Source organism: Massilia sp. 9I, from assembly GCF_902506415.1.
Taxonomy (GTDB): Bacteria; Pseudomonadota; Gammaproteobacteria; order Burkholderiales; family Burkholderiaceae_D; genus Telluria.
On record NZ_LR733275.1, the window covers coordinates 5315692 to 5337711 of the forward strand.

The 22020-nt window shown below is 65.8% G+C and carries 22 protein-coding genes; 6 read left to right on the top strand and 16 right to left on the bottom strand.

Going from position 1 to position 22020, the window contains the following annotated elements; all coding sequences use genetic code 11:
* Positions 1-83: 83 nt before the first annotated feature.
* Positions 84-524 carry a thioredoxin TrxC gene (gene trxC, locus GV068_RS23860; protein WP_159703920.1) on the top strand — a complete coding sequence of 147 codons (441 nt, stop codon included), beginning with the start codon at positions 84-86 and terminating at the stop codon, positions 522-524.
* 106 nt (positions 525-630) lie between these two features.
* Positions 631-990, top strand: a complete 360-nt coding sequence (locus GV068_RS23865; protein ID WP_159703922.1) for a hypothetical protein — start codon at positions 631-633, stop codon at positions 988-990.
* A gap of 77 nt (positions 991-1067) precedes the next feature.
* On the opposite strand, the gene GV068_RS23870 is transcribed toward GV068_RS23865, so the two are convergent.
* The 4 genes from GV068_RS23870 to phaC form a co-directional block, all read right to left on the bottom strand.
* Entirely contained in the window at positions 1068-2234 is a 1167-nt protein-coding gene (locus tag GV068_RS23870) for a cystathionine beta-lyase (protein WP_159703924.1), read from the bottom strand.
* Entirely contained in the window at positions 2231-3679 is a 1449-nt protein-coding gene (rimO, locus tag GV068_RS23875; protein ID WP_201303342.1) for a 30S ribosomal protein S12 methylthiotransferase RimO, read from the bottom strand. The genes GV068_RS23870 and rimO overlap by 4 nt, the downstream gene beginning before the upstream one ends.
* Positions 3680-3813: 134 nt before the next feature.
* Positions 3814-4377, bottom strand: coding sequence for a polyhydroxyalkanoate synthesis repressor PhaR (phaR, locus tag GV068_RS23880; RefSeq protein WP_159703926.1), 564 nt, complete (start codon positions 4375-4377; stop codon positions 3814-3816).
* 212 nt (positions 4378-4589) lie between these two features.
* Positions 4590-6332: a class I poly(R)-hydroxyalkanoic acid synthase gene (gene phaC / locus GV068_RS23885; RefSeq protein WP_159703928.1), complete on the bottom strand. Its 1743-nt coding sequence runs from the start codon at positions 6330-6332 to the stop codon at positions 4590-4592.
* A gap of 47 nt (positions 6333-6379) precedes the next feature.
* Between phaC and GV068_RS23890 the strand changes: the two genes are divergently transcribed.
* Positions 6380-6625, top strand: a complete 246-nt coding sequence (locus tag GV068_RS23890) for a hypothetical protein (protein WP_159703930.1) — start codon at positions 6380-6382, stop codon at positions 6623-6625.
* On the opposite strand, the gene pgeF is transcribed toward GV068_RS23890, so the two are convergent.
* Positions 6626-7402 (bottom strand): peptidoglycan editing factor PgeF, encoded by a 777-nt coding sequence (gene pgeF / locus GV068_RS23895; protein WP_159705486.1) that lies wholly within the window; start codon positions 7400-7402, stop codon positions 6626-6628.
* Positions 7402-8418 (bottom strand): RluA family pseudouridine synthase, encoded by a 1017-nt coding sequence (locus tag GV068_RS23900; RefSeq protein WP_159703932.1) that lies wholly within the window; start codon positions 8416-8418, stop codon positions 7402-7404. The genes pgeF and GV068_RS23900 overlap by 1 nt, the downstream gene beginning before the upstream one ends.
* 97 nt (positions 8419-8515) lie before the next feature.
* Here GV068_RS23900 and GV068_RS23905 point away from each other — a divergent pair, with 97 nt between their 5' ends.
* Positions 8516-9352: an outer membrane protein assembly factor BamD gene (locus GV068_RS23905; protein ID WP_159703934.1), complete on the top strand. Its 837-nt coding sequence runs from the start codon at positions 8516-8518 to the stop codon at positions 9350-9352.
* Positions 9353-9395: 43 nt separating this feature from the next.
* On the opposite strand, the gene yaaA is transcribed toward GV068_RS23905, so the two are convergent.
* Complete coding sequence (yaaA, locus tag GV068_RS23910) at positions 9396-10166, bottom strand: peroxide stress protein YaaA (protein ID WP_159703936.1); 771 nt, start codon at positions 10164-10166, stop codon at positions 9396-9398.
* Between the two features lie 39 nt (positions 10167-10205).
* Between yaaA and GV068_RS23915 the strand changes: the two genes are divergently transcribed.
* Together GV068_RS23915 and GV068_RS23920 are read left to right on the top strand one after the other, a co-directional pair.
* Entirely contained in the window at positions 10206-10661 is a 456-nt protein-coding gene (locus GV068_RS23915; protein WP_159703938.1) for a putative toxin-antitoxin system toxin component, PIN family, read from the top strand.
* 25 nt (positions 10662-10686) lie between these two features.
* A complete protein-coding gene (locus tag GV068_RS23920) occupies positions 10687-11844 on the top strand; it encodes a pyridoxal phosphate-dependent aminotransferase (protein ID WP_159703941.1) in 1158 nt (385 codons plus the stop codon).
* A 59-nt stretch (positions 11845-11903) separates the two neighbouring features.
* Here GV068_RS23920 and GV068_RS23925 read toward each other — a convergent pair whose 3' ends face one another.
* The 9 genes from GV068_RS23925 to GV068_RS23965 all read right to left on the bottom strand — a co-directional run bounded on the left by GV068_RS23925 (position 11904) and on the right by GV068_RS23965 (position 22016).
* Positions 11904-13010, bottom strand: a complete 1107-nt coding sequence (locus GV068_RS23925) for a tetratricopeptide repeat protein (RefSeq protein ID WP_159703944.1) — start codon at positions 13008-13010, stop codon at positions 11904-11906.
* Positions 13007-13897, bottom strand: coding sequence for an ExeA family protein (locus GV068_RS23930; protein ID WP_159703947.1), 891 nt, complete (start codon positions 13895-13897; stop codon positions 13007-13009). The genes GV068_RS23925 and GV068_RS23930 overlap by 4 nt, the downstream gene beginning before the upstream one ends.
* On the bottom strand, positions 13897-15690 hold the full coding sequence (mshL, locus tag GV068_RS23935; protein WP_159703950.1) for a pilus (MSHA type) biogenesis protein MshL: 1794 nt from the start codon (positions 15688-15690) through the stop codon (positions 13897-13899). The genes GV068_RS23930 and mshL overlap by 1 nt, the downstream gene beginning before the upstream one ends.
* 10 nt (positions 15691-15700) lie before the next feature.
* On the bottom strand, positions 15701-16072 hold the full coding sequence (locus GV068_RS23940; protein WP_229464454.1) for a hypothetical protein: 372 nt from the start codon (positions 16070-16072) through the stop codon (positions 15701-15703).
* Entirely contained in the window at positions 16069-16824 is a 756-nt protein-coding gene (locus tag GV068_RS23945) for a hypothetical protein (protein ID WP_159703953.1), read from the bottom strand. Before GV068_RS23945 ends, GV068_RS23940 begins: the two co-directional genes overlap by 4 nt.
* On the bottom strand, positions 16821-17477 hold the full coding sequence (locus tag GV068_RS23950; RefSeq protein ID WP_229464456.1) for a PilN domain-containing protein: 657 nt from the start codon (positions 17475-17477) through the stop codon (positions 16821-16823). Before GV068_RS23950 ends, GV068_RS23945 begins: the two co-directional genes overlap by 4 nt.
* Entirely contained in the window at positions 17474-18415 is a 942-nt protein-coding gene (locus tag GV068_RS23955; protein WP_159705495.1) for an agglutinin biogenesis protein MshI, read from the bottom strand. Before GV068_RS23955 ends, GV068_RS23950 begins: the two co-directional genes overlap by 4 nt.
* Before the next feature lie 143 nt (positions 18416-18558).
* Positions 18559-21567 carry a DUF6701 domain-containing protein gene (locus GV068_RS23960; protein WP_159703956.1) on the bottom strand — a complete coding sequence of 1003 codons (3009 nt, stop codon included), beginning with the start codon at positions 21565-21567 and terminating at the stop codon, positions 18559-18561.
* Positions 21564-22016 carry an agglutinin biogenesis protein MshP gene (locus GV068_RS23965; RefSeq protein WP_159703958.1) on the bottom strand — a complete coding sequence of 151 codons (453 nt, stop codon included), beginning with the start codon at positions 22014-22016 and terminating at the stop codon, positions 21564-21566. The genes GV068_RS23960 and GV068_RS23965 overlap by 4 nt, the downstream gene beginning before the upstream one ends.
* Positions 22017-22020: the final 4 nt, after the last annotated feature.

Here is a 22020-nt window from a genome sequence, read left to right on the forward strand (position 1 = left end):
GCCCCGCGATCGCGGCGCATGCCTGCGGCCGCAGCACGAACGGCTTACAATTGGCCTATGCATTGTGAACGGAGAAGAAACCCATGAGCGACCCGATCCACATCGTCTGCCCGCAGTGCGAGGCCGTGAACCGCGTGGCGCAGGAACGCCTGCGCGACGCCCCGGTGTGCGGCAAGTGCTCGCAGGCCTTGTTCAGCGGCCGGCCGCTCGAGGCCGACAGCGCGCGCTTCACGAAGCACATCACACGCAACGATATTCCGGTGCTGGTCGACTTCTGGGCCGAATGGTGCGGGCCCTGCAAGATGATGGCGCCGCACTTCGCCCAGGCGGCGCAGCGCCTCGAACCGGCGGTGCGCCTGCTGAAGGTCGATACCGAGCGCAGCCAGGACCTGGCGGCCCAGTTCGCGATCCGCAGCATCCCGACCCTGGCCCTGTTCCGCGGCGGGCGCGAAGTGGCGCGCCAGTCCGGCGCCATGGATGCGGGGCGCCTGGTGGCCTGGGTGCAATCGCAACTGAATATTTAGCCTTGAAGAAACCGGGCAAGACCCTCATGTTGGCAAAACAGCAGCACCCGCTGCTACAATGCGTCGCCTGCCGGACGTTTCCGGTGTCCCCATGAGGAGAAAGCTGATGTCGCAAGACCTGGTAATGGATCGCGGAACCGAGGACGCCAAGCAGTTCGCGCGCATCCTGTATGTCGCACACGCCCTGACCTTCCTCTTTTCGGCAGGTTTGCTATCGATCCTGGTGCTGATCGTGAACTACGTCAAGCGTCCGGAAACCCAGGGCACCATCGTCTATTCCCACCACAGCTGGATGATCCGCTCCTTCTGGTGGTACCTGGTGTGGTCGGCCCTGGCCTGGGTGCTGGCGGCTACCATCATCGGCATCCCGGTCGCGCTGCTGGTCTGGGGCGTGGCCTGGCTGTGGGCTGCCTACCGCATCATTCGCGGCTTCGTCGACCTGAACAACAACCGCGCCATGCCTTGACGCGCTGACGCAGCTATTCGCCCGCCACAATGCAAAGAGCCACCCGGAAGGTGGCTCTTTTTACGTGTGCGTTCGGGTCAGGACAGCTTGCCGAGGGCCTGTTCGAGGTCGGCGATCAGATCAACCGTGTCTTCCAGGCCGATATTGAAACGCACCAGCACGCCGTGTTCCTGCCACTGGCTGCGGATCGCGCGGATCCGGTAGGGCATCACCAGGCTGTTCGGACCGCCCCAGCTATAGCCGAGGCCGAACAGGGTGAGCGCATCGACGAAGCGGTCGGTCTGTTCCTCGCTGTAGCGCGGGTCGAACAGCACCGAGAACAGGCCGCCGGCGCCCTGGAAGTCGCGCTTCCAGTGTTCGTGACCCGGGCAGTCTTCAAAAGCCGGATGCAGCACCTTGCTGATTTCCGGACGCGCCTTGAGCCAGCTTGCGACCTTGCGCGCACCGGCGTCGTGTGCCTCGAAGCGCAGCTTCATGGTCGGCAGGCCGCGCATGACCAGGTAGGCATCGTCGGCGGCCACGCCCAGGCCAAGGCGCATGTGGGCCTGGGCCAGCTGGTCGTTCAGGGCGCGGTCCCGGGTGATGACGGCGCCCATCAAGAGGTCGGCGCCGCCCGACTGGTACTTGGTCAGCGCATGCATGACGATGTCCGCGCCGGCGTCAAAGCCGCGCAGCGCCAGGCCGGCCGACCAGGTGTTGTCGAGCGCGACCGGCACGCCCTTCTCTTTCGCAGCCTTGCACAGGGCAGGCAGATCCGGCACTTCCATCGACACCGAACCCGGCGCCTCGGTCCAGACCAGCTTTGTGTTCGGCTGGATCAGGCCCGCGATGCCGGCGCTATTCAATGGATCGTAGAAGCGCGCGCTGACGCCGAAGTCCTGCGACAGCCAGCGTCCCAGTTCGCGGTTCGGGTTGTAGACGTTCTCGGGCAGCAGCACGTCGTCTCCGCTCTTGAGCAAGGCGAAGTTGATCATCGCGATCGCCGACAAGCCGGACGGCGCCAGCAGGCAGTGCTCGCCGCCCTCGATCTCCGCGAGACGCGCTTCCAAGGTGAAGGTGGTCGGGGTGCCGTGCAGGCCGTAGGTGTACGAAGTCTTGTCCTTCCACTGCCCCGAGCGCATCGCGGCCACGTTCTCGAACAGGACCGTGGAGGCGCGATGCACACCCGGCGGAAAGGCGTCGAAGCCGCCCGGCGCTTCGTAATCGCTATGGATCAGCGAAGTCTGGACGGTCTTCTTGCTCATGCCACGGTGGCCCACAGGTCGTGGGCGTCGGCCTTGGTGATCACCACGTCGATGAACTGGCCTACGACCGGCTTGGCCTTGCCCGGCTGGAGCGCGCGCTTGATGTGCACCACGCCGTCGATCTCCGGCGCGTCGGCGGCGGTGCGGCCGATCGCTTCGCGTGCGCCGACTTCGTCGACCAGCACGCGCATGGTCTTGCCGACCTTGGCCTGCATGCGCTTGAGCGAAATCTCTTCCTGCAGCAGCATGACGCGTGCGCGGCGTTCTTCGCGCACCGCTTCCGGCACCGGGTTATCGAGCAGGTTGGCGGTCGCGCCTTCCACCGGCGAATAGGCGAAGCAGCCCAGGCGGTCGATCTGCGCCTCGCGCAGGAAGTCCAGCAGGTATTCGAATTCGTCTTCCGTCTCGCCCGGGAAGCCCGCGATGAAGGTCGAGCGGATGGTAAGGTCAGGATTCATCTTGCGCCATGCCAGGATGCGATCGAGGTTCTTCTCGCCGCTGGCCGGGCGCTTCATGCGTTTCAGGACATCTGGGTGTGCGTGCTGCATCGGGATGTCGAGGTAAGGCAGCACGTGGCCGTCGCCCATCAGCGGAATCACCTGGTCGACGTGCGGGTACGGGTAGACGTAGTGCATGCGCACCCAGGCGTCGTACTGGCGCGCCATCTTGCCCAGTTCCTCGGTGAGCTGGGTCATGTGGGTCTTGACCGGGCGGCCGTTCCAGAAGCCGGTGCGGAACTTGACGTCCACGCCGTAGGCGCTGGTGTCCTGCGAGATCACCAGCAGTTCCTTGACGCCGGCCTTGAACAGGTTCTCGGCTTCCTGCAGCACGTCGTGGATCGGACGGGAGACCAGGTCGCCGCGCATCGACGGGATGATGCAGAAGCTGCAGCGGTGGTTGCAGCCTTCCGAAATCTTCAGGTAGGCGTAGTGCTTCGGGGTGAGCTTGACGCCGTGGTCCGGCACCAGGTCGATGAAGGGGTCGTGCGGCTTCGGCAGGTGCAGGTGGACCGATTCCATCACCTCGGCGACGGCGTGCGGGCCGGTCACGGCCAGCACCTTCGGGTGCACCTTGGTGATGATATCCGCGCCGTCCGCGTCCTTCTTGGCGCCGAGGCAGCCGGTGACGATGACCTTGCCGTTTTCGGCCAGGGCTTCGCCGATCGCGTCGAGCGATTCCTGCACCGCGGCGTCGATGAAGCCGCAGGTGTTGACGATCACGAGGTCGGCGCCGTCATAGGACTTGGCGGTCTCGTAGCCTTCGGCGCGCAGCTGGGTCAGGATCTGCTCGGAGTCGACCAGCGCCTTCGGGCAGCCGAGCGACACGAAGCCGACCTTGGGCGCAACGACGCCGGCAGCCGGGCTCGGAATGGCGAGCGCGGGCGCGGCGGCGGCTTGGGTAGCTGCGGTGTTGGCGGTGACGGGAATACGGCGAAGTTCGGTCATGGGCGGACGACAAAGAATCAGGGCAATCCGCGATTGTACCCGAAGCAGGTGTGCCGGGGCTACCGGCGGGGCTGTTTGCCGGCCCTGGAACGGGCCGGCGGATGTCTCGAAAAGACGACTTGTTGCCAGGCTGCTTATTTCTTGTCGGTCGGCGGCGTCATGCCCGGGAACGGGAAGGCGCCGAACATGGCCTTGCTCTGGTTCTGCATCTGCTCCTGCATCTGCAGGAACAGGTTCTTCGACTGGTCGATGTAGTTGTTCATCATGCCCTGCATCATCGGGCCCTGGACGTTCATGAACTGGGTCCACATTTCCGGGCTGAAGGGCTTGCCTTCGAGGGCGCCGGCGGCATTGCTGGTGAACTTGTTCTGGATGTCGGTGAACGCCTGGACGTTCTTCTCGAGGTAGGACCCCATCATGCCCTGCATTGCATGGCCGTAGTAGCGGATGATCTGGGCCAGCACCGAGCTCGAGAACATCGGCACGCCATTGGCTTCCTCTTCCAGGATGATCTGGAGCAGGATGCTGCGGGTCAGGTCCTCGTTGCTCTTGGCATCGACGACGGTAAACTCGTCGGCGTCGAGCACCAGCTGCTTCACGTCCGTCAGGGTGATGTAGGAACTGGTCTGGGTATCGTACAGACGGCGGTTCGGATACTTCTTGATCAGGCGTTCAGCACTCTTTTTTGCACTACTCATCTCATGTCTCATCGTTGTGCGATGCAGCTACGTGGGCCGCTCGCGTGTTTCTTGATTGCTTACCAAAAAAAGCCGGCCCCGGGGCCGTTCCATCAGGTAAAAATATTGCCTGACGGGACGGACAGGACCACACCATACCACGACCCAAGCGCAGGTGCAGCAATTATTAGACTACAAACTTCCGTGAGCATTTTGATATGATCAACGGGTAATCAGTCTGCCCTTGCCTTGACGTAACGACCCGGCGCCGGTTCGGTCGGACGATGGCGCTCATTGCCCGGCGCGCCTGGCGCCGGCACGTCGGCGCCGCCGTTCTCGGCCAGGAACCTGGCCCATTCCGGCCACCAGCTGCCCTTTTGCTCGGTGGCGCCGGCGAACCAGGCTTCGGCCGTCTTCGGACGCGACTTGCCGTTCTTGTCGTTGACCCAGTAGCTGCGCTTGTTCTTCGAGGCCGGGTTGATCACGCCGGCGATATGGCCCGAGGCGCCCAGCACGTAGCGGTTGGCCTTCGGGTTCTTCGGGTTCAGCAGGTCCATCGACGCGAATGCGGCTTCCCATGGCACGATGTGGTCTTCCTTCGAGCCGTACAGGAATACCGGCGCATCGATCTTGCCCAGGTCGACCGGCACGCCGCAGACCGTGAGCGCACCCGGCACCTTCAGCTTGTTTTCCAAGTAGGTATTGCGCAAGTACCAGCAGAACATCGGACCCGGCAGGTTGGTGCTGTCGGCATTCCAGTACAGCAGGTCGAAGGCCGGCGGTTCCTTGCCTTTCAGGTAGTTCTGCTGGACGTAGTTCCACACCAGGTCGTTCGGGCGCAGGGCCGAGAAGGTGGTGGCCAGGTCGCGCCCCGGCATCAGGCCACCGCCGCCCAGGGTCTGCTCGCGCAGCGCCACCTGGGCTTCGTCGACGAAGACCTCGAGCACGCCGGTGTCCTGGAAGTCGAGCAGCGTGGTGAGCAGGGACAGGCTGGCGGCCGGCTGCTGGCCGCGCGCCGCCAGCACGGCCAGGGCGGTGGCGGCGATGGTGCCGCCGACGCAGAAGCCGAACACGTGGGTCTTGTCCTGGCCGCTGATCTCGCGCGCCACCTCGATCGCCTTGATGGCCCCAAGCTCGACGTAATCGTCCCAAGTGATGTGGCCGAAGCCGCGGTCCGGGTTGCGCCAGGAGACCATGAACACGGTATTGCCCTGCTCCACCGCGTAGCGGACGAGGGAATTTTCCGGCTGCAAGTCGAGGATGTAGAACTTGTTGATGCATGGCGGGATCATCACCAGCGGCACCGCCTTCACGGTCAGCGTCGTCGGGGTGTACTGGATCAGCTGGAATAGTTCGTTCTCGAACACCACCTGGCCGGCCGTCGTGCCGACGTTGCGGCCGACTTCGAAGGCCGATTCGTCCGACTGCGAGATGCGGCCCTTCTGCAGGTCGGCCAGCATGTTGGCTAGGCCCTTGGTCAGGCTCTCGCCCTTGGTCTCGATCAGCTTCTTCTGCGCTTCCGGGTTGGTGGCGAAGAAGTTGGCCGGCGACATGGCGTCGACCATTTGCTGCACGGCGAAGCGAATCTTCTGGCGCTCGCGCGGGCCGGCCTCGACGGCGTCGGCCAGGGCCAGCATGAATGCCGAGTTCAGCAGGTAGGACGCGGCCGAAAAGGCCGACATCGGGTGCTCGCGCCATTCGGAGGAGGAGAAACGCTTGTCATGGATTTCCGGCGTCTTGCCGCTGACGAAATCCTGCCACAGCTGGCCCGCTTTCCTGAGATAGTCGTCGCGGATGCTTTCCAGCTTGGCCGGCGCGATGCCGGCGCCGAAATCCTTCAGCACGCCGGCCAGCGGGTTAGCGCCACCGGCAGGCGGGGTCATGGTCGGCATCGTCATCCAGCCCTGCCAGACGCTCGGGTCGGCAAACTGGTTCATCCAGGAGGCGGCAAAAGCTTGGGGGTCAGGCATGTTCATGTCAGCATCCAATGTTTAGAATCCGGGTATACCTTGGGAGAAAGTGCATGTGGATCGTCGCCGTTGCCTGGATTTATGTCGTTGCCCTGATGGCTGCGACCGAACCGACCGTCGTGCACGGCGTGATGACCTTCGTCTTCTATTGCGCCCTGCCATTATCCATTGTTTTTTATCTCACTGGGTCAAAACGCAGGCGTGCGCGGCGCGAAGCGCAGGCGCAACGCAACGCGACAGTGAACCCGGCGCCGCCAGACGCCGAGGCAACTGCGCATTCTGACGCCACGCCGAAGTGACTATTTGATCCAGATCAGACTGGCCTGGCGGCCGGTGACGTGGTCGCGCCGGTAGGAATAGAAGCGCTGGGGATTGGTGGCGGTGCACATGCCGCCGCCATGGACGCGGGTGATGCCGTCGCGCGCCAGCATCAGGCGCGCCAGCGTGAACATATCGGCCAGAAATTTTACCGGTTGGTCAAATTTTGGCTGGAAGGCGGCCAGGGTCGCCTCGCCCGGCAGCGCCGCCAGGAAGGCCTCGCGCACGTCCTCTCCCACTTCAAACGCGTCGGGGCCAATTGCCGGACCCATCCACGCGGTGATCTCGCCGGCGCCGGCTGCGCGCATGGCGCGCACGGTTTCGCCCAGCACGCCGCCCGCCAGCCCACGCCAGCCGGCGTGGGCCGCGCCCACCACCTTGCCGTCGAGATCTGCGAACAGGACCGGCAGGCAGTCGGCCGTCAGGATCGCACACACCACGCCCGGTTCGCTTGCGATGCTGGCGTCGCCGGTGCGCACCGGCTGATCCGGCCCCACGGTGCAGGCATCGACCACGTCGGCGCCATGCACCTGGGCGATCCAGGCGGGACGGCCCGGCAGATATTCCTGCAGGCGCGCCCGGTTGCTGCGCACGGCCTCGGGATCGTCGCCGCAATGCATGCCCAGGTTCAGCCCGCCGCCGCCCTTGCCGTCATCGTAAGGGCCAGCGCTCACGCCGCCGTCGCGGCTGGTGGCCAGCGCGCCGACCGTGGGCGGCAGGTCCGGCCACACGGGCCAGACCAATGCATCGCGCTCCATCATGCTTCGCTGTCGTCGTCGTCGCCCGGCTCGTCAATGCCGGCCTTGGCGATCAGCTCGGCGAAGTCCGCGGCCAGCGGCACGGTCCATTCGCAGGGTTCGCCCGTGCCCGGATGCACCAGGCCGAGGCGGCGCGCCTGCAGGGCCTGGCGGTGGAACACGGGCACCAGGTGCTGCTTGCCGTACACCGCGTCGCCCACCAGCGCGAAGCCCAGATGCTGCATGTGGACGCGGATCTGGTGGGTGCGGCCGGTTTCCAGGCTGCAGCGCACCAGGCTGACCGGGCGCCGGTCGAGGCTGCCGACGGCGACGCGCTTGTAGTGCGTGATCGCTGGTTTACCGAACATGCCCGAGGACACCGCCATCTTCACGCGGTCGCGCGGATGACGGCCCATCGATGCATTGATCGTGCCGGACAGTTGCGGCGTGCCCCAGACCAGCGCGAAGTATTCGCGCTTGACGGTGCGCGCCTGCAGCTGGCGCACCAGGTCGGTCTGGGCGGCCAGGGTCTTGCCAACCACCATCAGGCCGCTCGTGTCCTTGTCCAGGCGATGCACGATGCCGGCGCGCGGCACGCCCACCAGCTGCGGGCAATGGTGGAGCAGGCCGTTAAGCAAGGTGCCGGACCAGTTGCCGGCGCCCGGATGCACGACCAGGCCGGCCGGCTTGTTGATGACGATGATGTCTTCGTCTTCGTGCACGATGTCGAGCGCGATGGCTTCGGGCGCGAAGGCCGTGTCTTCCGGCGCTTCCTGCGGTTCGATGACGACGGTCTCGTCGCCGTAGGCGGTGTCCTTGCCGCGCGCCGCCTTGCCGTCGACCTTGACGAAGCCGCCTTCGAACCAGAGCTGCAGGCGGCTGCGCGAGAACTGCGGCACCAGGCCGGCAATCACTTTATCGAGGCGCTGTCCGCAGGCATCGGAGTCGAGCTGCAGGGTGATCGGCGACAAATCGGTCTTGGCGCCAAGCTCGAACCCGGCCTCCAGGTCATCATCTAAATCGGAGTCGAGAGGCATTTCCGCCGAATTCGGCGCAGGAGTTAATATCACGTGAGTCCCATCGGCTATAATCAGCCGTTCGTTGAATCTAGGTAAAACTTTCTTGCAAAGAGCTATGCAAAAAAAATTGTCTGTGTTGGTGATCGCAATGGTCTTCGGCCTGTCCGCTTGCAGCCTGCTGCCGAAGCGGGACGACGACACCAAAAATTGGTCAGCGGAGAAATTATACGCTGAGGCACGCGATGAGATGAACAGCGGCAGCTACGAAGCGGCCATTAAGCTGTTCGAACGCCTCGAGTCGAACTACCCGTTCGGCACCTATGCCGCGCAAGCGCAGATGGAAATTGCGTACGCTCATTACAAGGCCCAGGACCAGGCCGAGGCGCTGGCCGCGGTCGAGCGCTTCATCAAGCTGCACCCGAATCATCCGCAGGTCGACTATATGTATTACCTGCGCGGCCTGATCAACTTCAACGACCAGCTGGGCTTCCTGAGCTTCATCTATTCGCAGGATCCGACCGAACGCGATCCGAAAGCGACGCGTGAAGCCTTCGCCGCCTTCAAGGCCCTGGTCGACAAGTTCCCGAACAGTAAATACGCGCCGGATTCGATCGCGCGCATGAACTACCTGGTCAATGCGATGGCCCAGTACGAAGTGCACGTGGCGAATTACTACTTCCGCCGCGGCGCCTACCTGGCCTCGCTGAACCGCGCCCAGGCGGCGGTGCAGGAATACACCGATGCCCCGGCCCGCGAAGAAGCGCTGTTCCTGATGATGCGCTCCTACGACAAGCTCGGCATGCCGGTGCTGCGCGACGACACCCAGCGCGTGCTGGTGCTGAACTATCCGAACAGCCGCTTCCTGAACCCGAACGCCCGGGGCGACGCCCCGTGGTGGCGCTTCTGGTCGAAGTCGGGCCCGCGCCCGTCGCCGTCGGACGCCGTCAAGTAAATCGCTGTTGGCGCGGCCGGCGCAAGCCGGCCGCCCTGCCCGCTTACGCTTCCTGGCGGCGGCGGAACACCCAGGTGTGCTCGCCGGAGGCCGCTTCGTCGAAGGCATAGCCATCGACGTCGAAGGCCTTGAGCTGCTCCGCTTTCTTGACGCCCTGCTGGGCCGCGTAACGCGCCATCAGGCCGCGCGCACGCTTGGCGAAGAACGAGATGATCTTGTACTTTCCGTTCTTCCAGTCCTCGAACACCGGCGTGATCACCGGCACCGACAGCAGTTTCGGCTTGACCGACTTGAAGTATTCTTCCGACGCCAGGTTGACCAGCGCCTTCGCCTTGGTTTCCGCGACCTGGGCATTCAGCGCTTCGGTGACGCTGTCGCCCCAGAACGCATACAGGTTGCTGCCGCGCGGGTTCTGCAGGCGCGTGCCCATTTCCAGCCGATAGGGATGCATGCGGTCGAGCGGACGCAGCAAGCCGTACAGGCCCGACAGGATGCGCACGTGGCGCTGCGCGTAGTCGATTTCCTTGGGGCCCAGCGTACGGGCGTCGAGCCCGGCATAGACGTCGCCGTTGAAGGACATGATGGCCTGGCGCGCCTCGGCATGGTCTTCGCTCCAGTGCGCGTAGCGCGTCACGTTGAGCATCGCCAGGCTGTCGGACAGGTCCATCAGCTCGGCGATTCTAGCTGGAGAATATGTCTTCAGCACCTCGATCAGTTCGGCGGCGCGCGGAATGAAATCCGGCGTGGTATGTTTCCTGGTGGTGCTTGGGGATTCGAGGTCGAGAGATTTGGCGGGCGACAGGACAATCAGCATCGGTTCAGACAGCTTTGCAAGATAGAAAAAATTTCCGACATGATACCCGTTTCAAACAAACCCATCGTCATCGACACCAATGTCTGCCTCGACCTGTTCGTGTTCAAGGACCAGCGCTGGGCGCCCCTGCTGGCCGCGCTCGAATCGGGCCAGCTGGTCGCCGTCACGCACCCCGAATGCCGCGACGAATACCTGGCGGTATTAAAATATCCGCACCTGCCGCTGGACGACGATTCGCGTCGTGAAGCCATCGCGCGCTTCGACGCCCTGCTCAAGGTCGTGACGCCCGATGCGGTGCACGTCCGCCTGCCGGTCTGTACCGACCGCGACGACCAGAAATTCCTGGAACTCGCGCGCGACGCCGGGGCCGAAGTGCTGGTCACCAAGGACAAGGCCCTGCTCAAGCTGGGACGGCGCACCGCGCGCGAAGGCCTGTTCAAGATCATGCTCCCCGAAGCCTGGCTCAAGGCCATGGCTGCTGGCGCGCTAGAATAAACCATTGCATCCAGAGCCCGAGACCATGACCGTTCCCGCATTGCGCACCCGCCTGCCCGCCGTGGGCACCACCGTGTTTACCCAGATGTCGCAGCTCGCCGTCGAGCACGGCGCCGTCAACCTGGGCCAGGGCTTCCCCGACTTCGGCTGCGACCCGAAACTCATCGACCTCGTGAACGAGGCCATGCGCGCCGGCCACAACCAGTACCCATTCATGACCGGCGTGCCGGCATTGCGCCACGCGATTGCCGCCAAGATCGAGGCGCTGTACGGCTACGGCTACGACAGCGCCAGCGAGATCACGGTCACCGCCGGCGCCTCACAGGCCATCATGACAGCGATCCTGTGCAGCGTGCATCCGGGCGACGAAGTGATCGTCATCGAGCCTGCCTACGACTGCTACCTGCCTGCCATCGCGCTGGCGGGCGGCGTGGCGGTGCCGGTGGCGATGCAGGTCGGCGACGCGGGCTACAGCGTGCCCTGGGACCGGGTGGCGGCCGCCGTCACGCCGCGTACCCGCATGATCGTCGTAAACTCGCCGCACAACCCGACCGGCTCAATCCTGCGCGCGGCCGACCTGGAAGCGCTGGCCGCCATCGTCGCGGGGAGCGACATCCTGATCCTGTCCGACGAGGTCTACGAGCACATGGTATTCGATGGCGAGCAGCACGCTTCGGTGTCGCGCCACCCGGTGCTGGCCGAACGCGCCTTCGTCATCTCGAGCTTCGGCAAGACCTACCACGTGACGGGCTGGAAGGTGGGCTACGTGGCCGCCCCGGCGCCCTTGATGGTGGAATTCCGCAAGGTCCACCAGTACAACGTGTTCACCGTGAACACGCCGATGCAGCATGGGATCGCCGGCTACATGCAGGACCCCAAGCCCTACCTCGAGCTGCCGGCCTTCTACCAGAAGAAGCGCGACCTGTTCCGCGCGGGCCTGGCCGGCTCGCGCTTCGAGCTGTTACCGTCCGACGGCACCTATTTCCAGTGCGTGCGCTACGGCGCCATCTCAAACCTGCCGGAAGCGGAGTTCGCCAAGTGGCTGACGGTGGAAGCGAAAGTGGCCGCGATCCCGGTGTCGGCCTTCTACAGCCGGCCGACGGAATCGGGCATCGTGCGTTTCTGCTTTGCGAAGAAGGACGAGACGCTGCTGAAAGCGCTGGAAACCTTGAGCCGCTTGTGACCCGTAGGGTGGGCCGGGCAATGCAGGCCAGTGACCTGCATTGCGCCCACGCGCTGATGTCAACGCGCGAGCTGCTTCAGCTTGCGATCCACGAAGCCCTGCAGCTCCGCCGACAGCGTGCCGCTGGCCTGCGCCTTCTGATAGGCATCGGCCGCCTCGGCATTGCGTTTCTCGGCCTGCAGCGAAATCCCCAGACCCATCCACCACACGCCATTCTGCGGCGCGGTGCGCAGCGCGGCTGTGTAATGTTCTACCGCCTCGCGATGGCGCTGCTCGCGCTGCAGCGCGCCGGCCAGGAAGGCATGGTATTCGCCATTCCCCGCCGCATAGGGCAAGGTGCGCATCAGGGTGTCGATTCCCGGGCTGCCGCGTTCGAGCTGGAGGCGCGCCAGCAGCATGGCCATGGCCGGCTGGCGCGGGTCCAGCGCCAGCGCCGCGCCCAGCTGGCGCATCGCTTCCTCGGGACGCTTGGCCTCGATCAGCAGCGAGACCAATGTCTGGCGCGCAGCCTCGTGGCGCGGCTCGGCCCGCAGCGCGTTCTGCAGGTGGCCGATCGCCTCGGTGACGCGGCCGTCTTCCAAGCTCGCAAGGCCGCGGCGGTAAGCGTTTTCAGCGCGCTGCGCCGTCGTTTCGACGCGGCCGCTTGCGGCCGGCGCCGCCGCTTTCACCGCTGGCTTCGCCGGCGTTGCTGCCTTGAGCGGCGCCTTCACCGGCTCAGGCTTGGCGGCGGCGCGCTTCGGCGCCGGCGCTTCCTGCTTCACCGCTTTCTCGACCTTCCTGGCTTCGGGCTTCACACTTGGCGGCGGCTCCGCCTGCTCCGGCGCCGGCACATCCGCTACGGGTTCGGGCTTCGGCGCAGGCGCAGGCGCCACCGGCGCGGCTTCCGCCAGCACCGCTTGCGCCTGTACGGGCGCAGGCGCGGGCGCCGGTGCACTCACCGGCGCCGGTCCCACCGGCACCTCGACCGCCGTGGTCTGCTGGATGCGCCAGGCCATGTAGCCGGACGCGCCCAGCACCACGGCCAGGCCGCCGAGCAGCGCGACGCGCAGCCAGGGGAAGCTGCGTTCCGGCGCCAGCACCGGCCGGATCTCCGGCGACACGGCAGCCGATCCGGGCTGGCCGCCGCGCGCGTCGAGGTCCTGCAGCATCTTGTTAATCAGGCTCATCGTACCAGCGCCCATGCGATGCCGGCCACGGCGCCGGCGAGCAGGCCGCCGGCGGCCAGTCCCGGCCAATAGCGGCGCTTGGCGCCCACGGTGTCGAGCGCCGCGGTCAGCACGTGCGAAGCGCCCACCTGCTGCTTGCCCTGGCCATAGGCCAGCATCAGCGCCTTGTGCGACAGGATGTTCACCAGGCGCGGCACACCGCCGCTGGCCTTGTACAGGCGGCGGATCGCGGCGCGCGTGAACAGGCGCGCGCCGGTGAAGCCGGCCACGCGCAGCCGGTGCGCCACATAGTAATCCAGGTCGTCGCGCGACAGCGGTCCGAGATGGTAGTGGAAGGTGATGCGCTGGGCCAGCTGGCGAATCTGGTCCAGCTCCAGCTTGCGGTTCAGTTCCGGCTGGCCGAACAGGACGATCTGCAGCAGCTTCCTCTTCTCGGTCTCGAGGTTGGTAAGCAGGCGCAGCGCTTCCAGGCTCTCCACGGGAATCGCCTGTGCCTCGTCCAGGCACAGCACCACCTGCAGCCCCTGGCCTGCCAGCTCGAGCAAACGCAGGTTGATCGCCTTGAGCAGCTGGTGCTGGTCGACGTCGCGCTCCAGCACGATCTCGAGCTCGTCGGCGAGGGCCAGCATCAGGGTGCGCGGCTCCAGATAGGGATTCGGGATGTACGCGGTGACGAAGCCCTCGCCCAGCGTGGCCATGAACTTGCGGCACAGGAGCGTCTTGCCGGTGCCGACTTCGCCGGTGATCTTGATGAAGCCTTCACCGCTACGCGCCGCCACCAACAAGGTGTTCAGCGCTTCCTGCGAGCCGGGGCTGCCGAAGAAGAAGCTGGTGTCCGGGGTTATCCCGAACGGCAGCTCGCGCAGGCCGAAGTGTGGCGCGTACATTACTTGCCGCCTGCGCGGGTGACGCCCTGCTGGGCGGGGTTCAGGTTCTCGATGCGGCGCTGGGTGTCGAGCAGGTCCTGGCTCCAGTCGTTGGCGCCTTCGACGATGGTCGGCTTGATCAGCACCACCAGTTCGCGCTTCTGGTTCACCCGGTTCTTGTTGCGGAACAGCGCGCCCAGCACCGGCAGCTTGTCGGCGCCCGGCAGCTGGTCAGTGTCGCCGGTCGAGGCCTGGCGCATCAGGCCGCCGATGGCGACCACGCGTCCGTTCTGGCCGCGCACGATGCTGTCCAGTTCACTGGTCGACGACGCCGCCAGCGGCAGGTTGAGGGTGCCGGCGGTGCCCAGGTTGACGCCCTTGTTCACGGTGGTCACCTGGCTCACCGACGGGTGCACGTGCAGCAGGATGTTGCCCTTGTCGTCGATCTGCGGCGTCACGTCCAGCACCACGCCCGAGAAGAAGGGCTGCAGGGTCACGCTCGGCGTGATGGTGTTGCCCGTGGTGGTGCTGTTGGTGGTGGTGGTTACGCCGGTCACGAAGAACTCGTCGGTGCCGATCTTGAGCACGGCCTTCTGGTTGTTCATGGCGGCCACGCGCGGGCTCGAGAGCACGTGCACGGTCCCCTGCGATTCCAGGAAGGAGATCAGGGCCGCGAAATTATTCGTCTGGAAAGCGAAGCCGAACAGCGAACCGGCCGCATTGGCCGCCTGCGACAGCGAGAAGCCGGTGCTGGCGCTGAGGCCATTGCCGTTGTTGATCACGGCCGGCTGGCCGCCATCGTAGGGCAGCGGCGCCAGGTTGGCGCCGGGCGAGATCATGCCGCCGGAGACGCGGTTGGCATGCGAGCCGCGGAAGGAAGCGAACGACGCCCAGTTGATGCCGCTCTGGAAGCTGTCGTTCAGCTCGACCTCGAGGATCTTCGCTTCCAGGATCACCTGGCGGTCGACCGACAGCTGGGTCGCCTTCAGGTACATGTCGACGCTGCGCAGTTCGTCCGGCATGGCGCGGATCACGACCACGCCCGACTGCGGGCTGATCACCACGCTGCGTCCGCCGTCCTTAGAGCCGACGATGGCTTCGATGGCGGCTTTCAGGTCGGCCCAGAAATCGTTCATCGACGTGGTGTTAACGTCGGTGCTTTCCAGCTGCACGAAGCTGCCGCCGTTCTGGCCGGAGTTGTTGCCGTTGTTCGGCTGGTTCTGGTTGTTCTGGACGTTCTGGTTGTTCTGGCCGTTCCCGTTGTTGCCATTCCTGCCGGCGTCCGCGACCGAGGTCGAGCTCACGCGCAGGTTCGAGGTGCCGCGGCGCTGCGCCGTCAGGTAGTTCACGTGGAACATGCGGGTCTGCATGGTCAGCGGACGGATGGTGATGCGGGTGCCGTCGACGCGGTAGTCGTAGCCGTACATCTCCTTCACCGCCTCGAGCGTTTCAAGCAGGGTGACGTCCTTCAAATTGGCGCTGATGCTGCCGCTGACATCCGGATGCACCAGCATGTTGTAGCGGGTGCCGGCCACGATCGAGCGGAAGAACTGCTGGGCCGGGACGTTGTTGAAGGAGACGTTGAAACGCTCCTCCAGCGCGGGCCTGGCCTTGGGCAGCTGGTTGGCGAGCGCCGCGGCGGGCGGCAGCAGCGCGTTGGCGACAGCGTCGTCGACCGCCGGCGCAGCGGTGGGCTGGCTGTTGGCCTTGGCCAGTTCGCGTTGAACCGCATCATAGGTGTCGTGCCTGGCGCCGGTCTGGCAGCCGGCCAGCAGGAGCGCGGCCGCGGCGGGGATCAGGAAGGATGGTCGCATCGTGTCTCCGTCAGTTTGCCGGCGTGATGCCCGTGCCCGCACCCTCGGCCGGCTGCGGCTCGAGGCGCAGCACCTGGCGTTCGCGCCCGCGCACCAGTTCGACTTCGGTCTGGGTCATGCGCACCACGCGCGCGCCCTTGTAGCTGTCGCCGAGACGCACCGTCTCGCCATCGATCACGGCGACCTGGCGCCCGCCCGCGCGCGCGATCAGCACCGACTGCAGGCGCGGCAGGCCGTCGCCGGCTGCGGCGCCATCGGCGCGCACGCCCAGCGATGCCGGCGGACGGGTCGGGTCGAGCAGCGCCTGGGCGCGGGCGCACTGGGAAGCGAAGGCGGCGGGTAGCAGCAGGGCTGCCAGGGTGGTTGCGGTCAGGGTCTTCACAGCTTCATCCAATTCCGGTCCAGGCTCAGGGTATAGAGCGTGAGCGTCAGGCGGGAGGCCGGATATTCCTCCACGTCGAGCTGCGCCTTGCCCCAGAACAGGCGGGTCGGCATCGCTTCGAGCGCGCTCATGTAATCAACCATGTCGAGATAATTGCCGCGCACGGTCACTTCGACGCCGTGGCGGTACAGCACGTCGGCGGGCTTGTCATGTTCGTTGGCGTTCGGGGCGGCAGGCGCCACGGGGGCTGCGCCGACCGCGGCGCCGACGGCGGCCACCGCCGGCAGCGCCGTCACCGTCGTGGCAGGCGCGGTCGCAGCGCGGCCCGAGATCGTCTCGACCGGCAGCGTGCGCATCGACACCAGCTGCAGGCGGCCGTTGGCGCGCAGGATGGCGTCGACCAGCGGCGCCATGCGTTCAGGCGCCACCAGCCCGTTCTGCATCGCCAGCAGCGCGTCGCCGATGCGGGCCGACTCCTGCTTCACTGCTTCGAGGCGGGCGCGCGCCGGCGCATCGGGGTCGACCTGGTAGGCCGCCACCTTGGCCGCGATCTCGGCGTCGATGCCCATCATGTTGTTGCGCTGCTGGAGGATCTGTTCGAGCAGGACTTCCTGCTGCTTGTAAATCGGGGCCAGCACCAGCTGGTAGCCGATGAAGGCGAGCACCGCCACCGCGGCCGCGAAGGCCAGCGCCCGTTCGCGCAGCGTGAGTGCATCGATGCGCGCCGCCAGGAGGATCAAGCTTTGTTTCATGGACGCGGCGCCTCCACCACGGACTGCAGGCTGAACTCGACGTAGGGCGCGGCCGACTGCACGGGCTTGCCGTCCGGGCCCGGCGCCTGTACCGGGGCGGCCTGGCCGATCTGCAGGCTGGCGAAGGATTTACCCTGCAGCAGCGGCTCCTGGGTCAGGCGGTTGATATAGCCCGGCACCAGCGCAGGATCGGTGGTGCGGCCCTTGATGCCGATGTTGGGGCCGGCGACGCTGACGCCGGTGAGCCACAGGCCTTGCACGCCCTGGCGCGCGAGCGCCTTGAAGTAGCCGGCATAGCCATTGGTGTCGCCCAGCTCGCCGCGCTGCAGCACGCCGGACACATGGCGCAGCGCCGCCAGCTGCGCTTCGGCTTCGCCGATCTGCGCTTCCAGTTCCGGGTTCTTGGTGCGCGGTGCGAATTCCGCATTCACCGTGGCCAGGCGCGCCTGCTTGCGCGCGAGGTGGGCGGCTTCGGTGTCGCGCTCGCGCTCCATGCGCGCGGTCGCCGCACGCAGGGAAACGCCGAGCGCGGCGATGCCGATGACCAGCACCAGCAGGGACACGCCCATCATGGTCGCGGTGACCACCTTCTTCTGCGGCTGGAAGGCCGGGTTGAACAGGTTGATCTGCTGCGGCATCGTGCGCTCCGTCATGCACCCTCCTCCGCGCGCAAGGCGGCGCCGAGGGCCAGGAAGAAACGCTGCTGCACGGCCTTGTCGGCCAGGTCGGGGACGCTGCCCAGGTCGAACACGCTGTCCAGGTCGAGGCTTTCGACCGGCATGTACAGGTTGCTCGACAGGTATTCGTCGAGGCCGGTCACGGCGGACGGCGCCAGCACCAGCTTGGACACGCTGATGAAAGAGAACTGGCGCTCGAAGTGGTCGAGCGAACGCTGCAGCTCGAGGGTGATGCGGTCAAACGCCGCGTGCTTGCGGTCATGGTCCGGCTCGAGCAGCTGTTCGAGGGTGACGTCGAAGCGGCGCGATAGGTACAGCTCGGCGCGGTAGGACACCGTCAGCAGGCCGCCGTCGTCGCCAAAGGACAGCATCGCCACGCCGCGGCCCTCGGGTTCCAGCATGGCCGAGATGTTACGCTGGGCCATCTCGGGGATGTCGATCACGCGCAGGTCCACCTTCGCGTCGAGGAACAGCTTCTGGCGCGGGCGGATCACGCTGTTACGGGCGGCGATGGCGAACACCGACTGCTGGGCGCGCCCCTGGGCGGCCGCATCCAGCGGGATCTCCAGCACGTCCACCGTGGCGTCGCTGGCCGGGAAGTCGAGGATGTCCTTCAGGCGCCACTGGATCGCCGTGCGCATTTCTTCCTTCGACACGTTGGGCGCTTCGACACTGATGACCTGGTACTCGCCGCCGCCCAGCAGGGTGGCGCAGCGGAAGACATGGGCTTGCCCTTCGCGGGCGGCCTTTTCCAGCACGCCGGCGTCTGGCTGGCCCGGCAGGAAATGCGCAAAGCGCACGAACGGCTTGCCGCCCTCGGCGCTACGCTTGATGCTGGCTGCGGCCACACCGTCGCGCTGGACGGCGATGGCGAGCCAACCATCTTTCTTTTTGGCTTTCTTAAAAAAACGCATCAAGCGGCAAAGTTCCTGTCGGCAGAATAAGTGGACTCGGCAAAGTCTTGATTATATTCAAGACTTAGACATGCAGACCAAAAAAATGCCGCAAAACCACGTTATTTGCGGGTCTTTATCGATGTTCGATTAAGTTTCCGTTGTCAATACATCTCACGGATATAAATTACTGGGCTTTTATAGGCGCCAATGGTCACCTGACCGAACATGCTAGGAAGCCAATTCTCGGTTTTCATCTCAATGCGGAAACTGCCGAACTGGCCGGCCCCGACCGGCGCCAGCATGAATTTCGTGCTGCCGGTGGTGAGCGCCAAACTGCCCACCGTGGCCGATTTGACCAGTTGGGTATTGCACATATTGCCTGCCGCGCCGCGCATGCTGAGCGTGCGCTGGCAATCGGTGAAGATCGCGCCATCGGCTTTCAACATGGTCGGGTCGGAGAACGAGGTATTGTTTTCCCAATTACTTCCCGTCCAATATTGCGCCATCATCGGAATCGGCGTCTTCAAGAGTTCCGAGCCAATCACGTTGGTGATCGCCAGCCGGCCGTTGATGACCATGATCCCGCCCTCTTCCGATTCCGCGACCTCGCTCTGCACGCTGCTGATGCTCAATGCTGCGCCGAGACGGTTATCAGGCGCGGTGGCGCGCAGATAGACCGCGGTCGGTCCAAGCCAGGCGGTTTTCGGCAGGCTGGCATCGAAGCCCGCGCCGAGGCCGAACTTCACCGAGCGCGTGGTGGTCTTGGCCGGCGTGTCGGCCAGGCCCGGTGCGATCTTGGCAAAGGCCACCCCGGTGCCGGGCGCATCGACAGCGGTGAGGGTCAGGGTCGGCACCAGCGCCGGATAGCGCGCCGTGTCGAAGTTCTCCAGCGCGCGCCCGTTTTCGTCGTGGGCCCTGACGCTCACGTCGAAGGGCTGGTTCGAATAGATCGCGCCATTCACCCTGGCCAGGCCGATGTACGGGCAGCGCATGCGCGGCAGGCAGGCAAAGCCGGGGCCGGCGCTGGTCGAGAAGTAAGCGGGATAGAAGCGTCCCACGTTCTGCTCGCCGACGGCGGCCGGCTTCTCGCCCAGGTAATCGTCGAGCGAAACGCGCAGCTTGAAGCTGCCGATGTCGCTCCAGAAGAAGTCCTTGCCGGTGAAGGGCCCGCTGGCCGGATACTCCCCGTCGAGGAGCGCCGCGCCGAGCGCCACTGGCTCGTCGATGCGGGTGGCCGTGTTCTTCAGGGTCGGGCGCAGCTTGCCCTCCTCCTTGCCGAAGTTGGGCAGCGCGTCGGTTGTACCGGTCGCGTTCACAGGCAGTGCTTCCACCGAGATCGTGAAGCGCTCGCCCGCGCGCACGAAGCCCTTCTGCGCCAGGCCCACGCTTTCGGGATTGGCGGCGCCCTGCGCGTTACTTACTTTGAGCCTGAGCGCTGCGGGCATCGACACAAACTGGGTAAAGTCGATGGCGCCGGTGGTCGTGCGCACATACAGCTTGACCGAACCGACGTCGAGGTAGCGGAACGACACCCCCAGTGAGATCTGGCCGGCGGCGAAGCTGGCCTGAACGGACTTCCAGACCGAGCTCGTACCCGCAACGGTGCCGTCCTTGACGCAGGCCGGCAGCAGCACCCCGCCATAGGTGGCGCCGATGGTGCCGGCGCTCGGATTCACGCAGCCGAGGGCCAGGTCGAGGTTGACCGTCGACGCGCTGGTGCTGTTCGGCGACTTGGCGCGGTTACTGCTGTCCACCGCCGTCAGCCAGATCGTCGGCGTGGCGCCGGCCACCACCGGTCCCGCAAACAAGGGACAGGTGCCCCCTGCGCCCACCAGTTCGCCCGCCTCGCACTTACGGCTGGTGTATTCGAACGAGATGCCGCCGCTGGCGGCCAGGCTGGCGGTGTCGCTGTCCTGGTTATTCGACGTGCCCGGGTCGTTGTTGCCGGCCACGGTGACCGTGGTGGTCTTGTTGCCGGTGCTGCCGGTAGCCACGTCCGCCCTGAAGGTCAGGACGGTTTTTTCGCCGTTGTTCAGGGTGCCCGTGTAGGTGCAGTTCACGGTCGTGCCGGAACCGGTGCAGCTCCAGTTGGTGCCGCTGGCGGACGCGTAGCTCAGTCCCGCCGGCAGGCTCAGGCTCAGCTTGACCGGGCCCGGCTCGAAGCCCGGCCCCTGGTTGGTGACGGTGGCCGTGTAGCTCACGGGCGAGCCGGCACGCAACTCGGTGGTGCGCACCAGTTCGACCGCCAGGTCGGCCGCCGGCGTGCTCGGCACGGCCAGGATGGCGGCATTCAGCAGCACCAGGTCGCCGCCGGTCCGGAACAGTGCGGACACGGTATTCAGCCTCGCTGGCCAGCCGCTCAGGCTGTAGGCGTCGAAGTCGATCCCGAGCGAGGCCTGGTCGCTGTTGACGCTGCTCTTCGAATTGAAGTTGTTCCCTGACGGCCCATAGGTCGTCATGGTCAGCGACTTGTTGTTGAACCACAGAGACTCGCCTTCCTGCTTCAGGTCCGCATCCCCCTCCCAGACCAGGTGGCCAAAGCGCCCCACCGCCGACGAGGTAATGTTGTCGGGGACGCGGAAATTGGCCATGTCGAGCTTGACCTCGCTGTCGAGCATGGCGCGGAAGCCCTCGTACAGGTTGAGCGCGCGGTAGGTCTCGTTCCAGTGCGAATAGACCACCACTAGCGCATAGCCGCCCAGCACCGCGCTGCGGTCGCACCACGGGCGCCCGTTCGACACCCGCAGGCCGGAGAAGGTGTAGGTGCCCGAGCCTTTGAGCTTGACCTGCTCGGTGACGTCGGCCGCGGCCGAGAAGTAGTCGAAGCCGCCGCCGATGGTGCCGGACGTGTACACGCGATTGCTGGCCGCGGTCACGCTCTTGCCGTTCAGCGTCACCGTGGTGTCCGGACTGCCCGAGCCGGCCCAGTAGAGATGGGCCGAAACCACCGTCGCCAGCGTCGGCAGGCTCAGGGAGGCGCTCTGGACCACGCTGTCGGCGCTGACCCGGCACGGACTGGCGTTGGTCGCCTTGTCGCGGATCGTGACCTGGGTGCCCGCGAAGTTGACGTTGCCGGAAAAGCTCTTGAAGAGGGTCATCGCCGTATCGGCGCGCACCGGCGCCGACGCCAGCAGTACAAGCGCGCAAACGAAGCGCCACAGCATCCTCATACCTGCACCTCCAGGCGGCGGCGCACGAAGTCGGGGCTGCTGCCGGTGTCGTCGCCGCAGCTGCCACCGACCGGCTGGTTGCAGGCCACCGACACGATGCGCCAGCGCGTGGTGTTGGCAGTGCTGCCCGTGGCATCAGCTGGACCGGCGATGGCGCTGCAGGTCACGGTCACGGTGAAGTTGCCGAGGTTGCTGTCGAGCGGCATGGCGAACGAGGTGCTGGCGCAGCTGTTGTTGCGCAGCTGCTGGTACAGGCCCCACTCGATGCCGGCGCGCGCCGCCTGGTAGGCGCGTGCGCCGTCGAGGTCGAGGCTGGAGCTGGCCTGCTGGGCATTGAAGATGCGGACGGCGGCCACGCCCAATCCCGCCAGGACGACCAGCAGGAAGATCGCGGTCACGATGCCGATGCCGGCGCTGCGGCGCCGGCGCCGCACGATAGACGTATTCATGGCG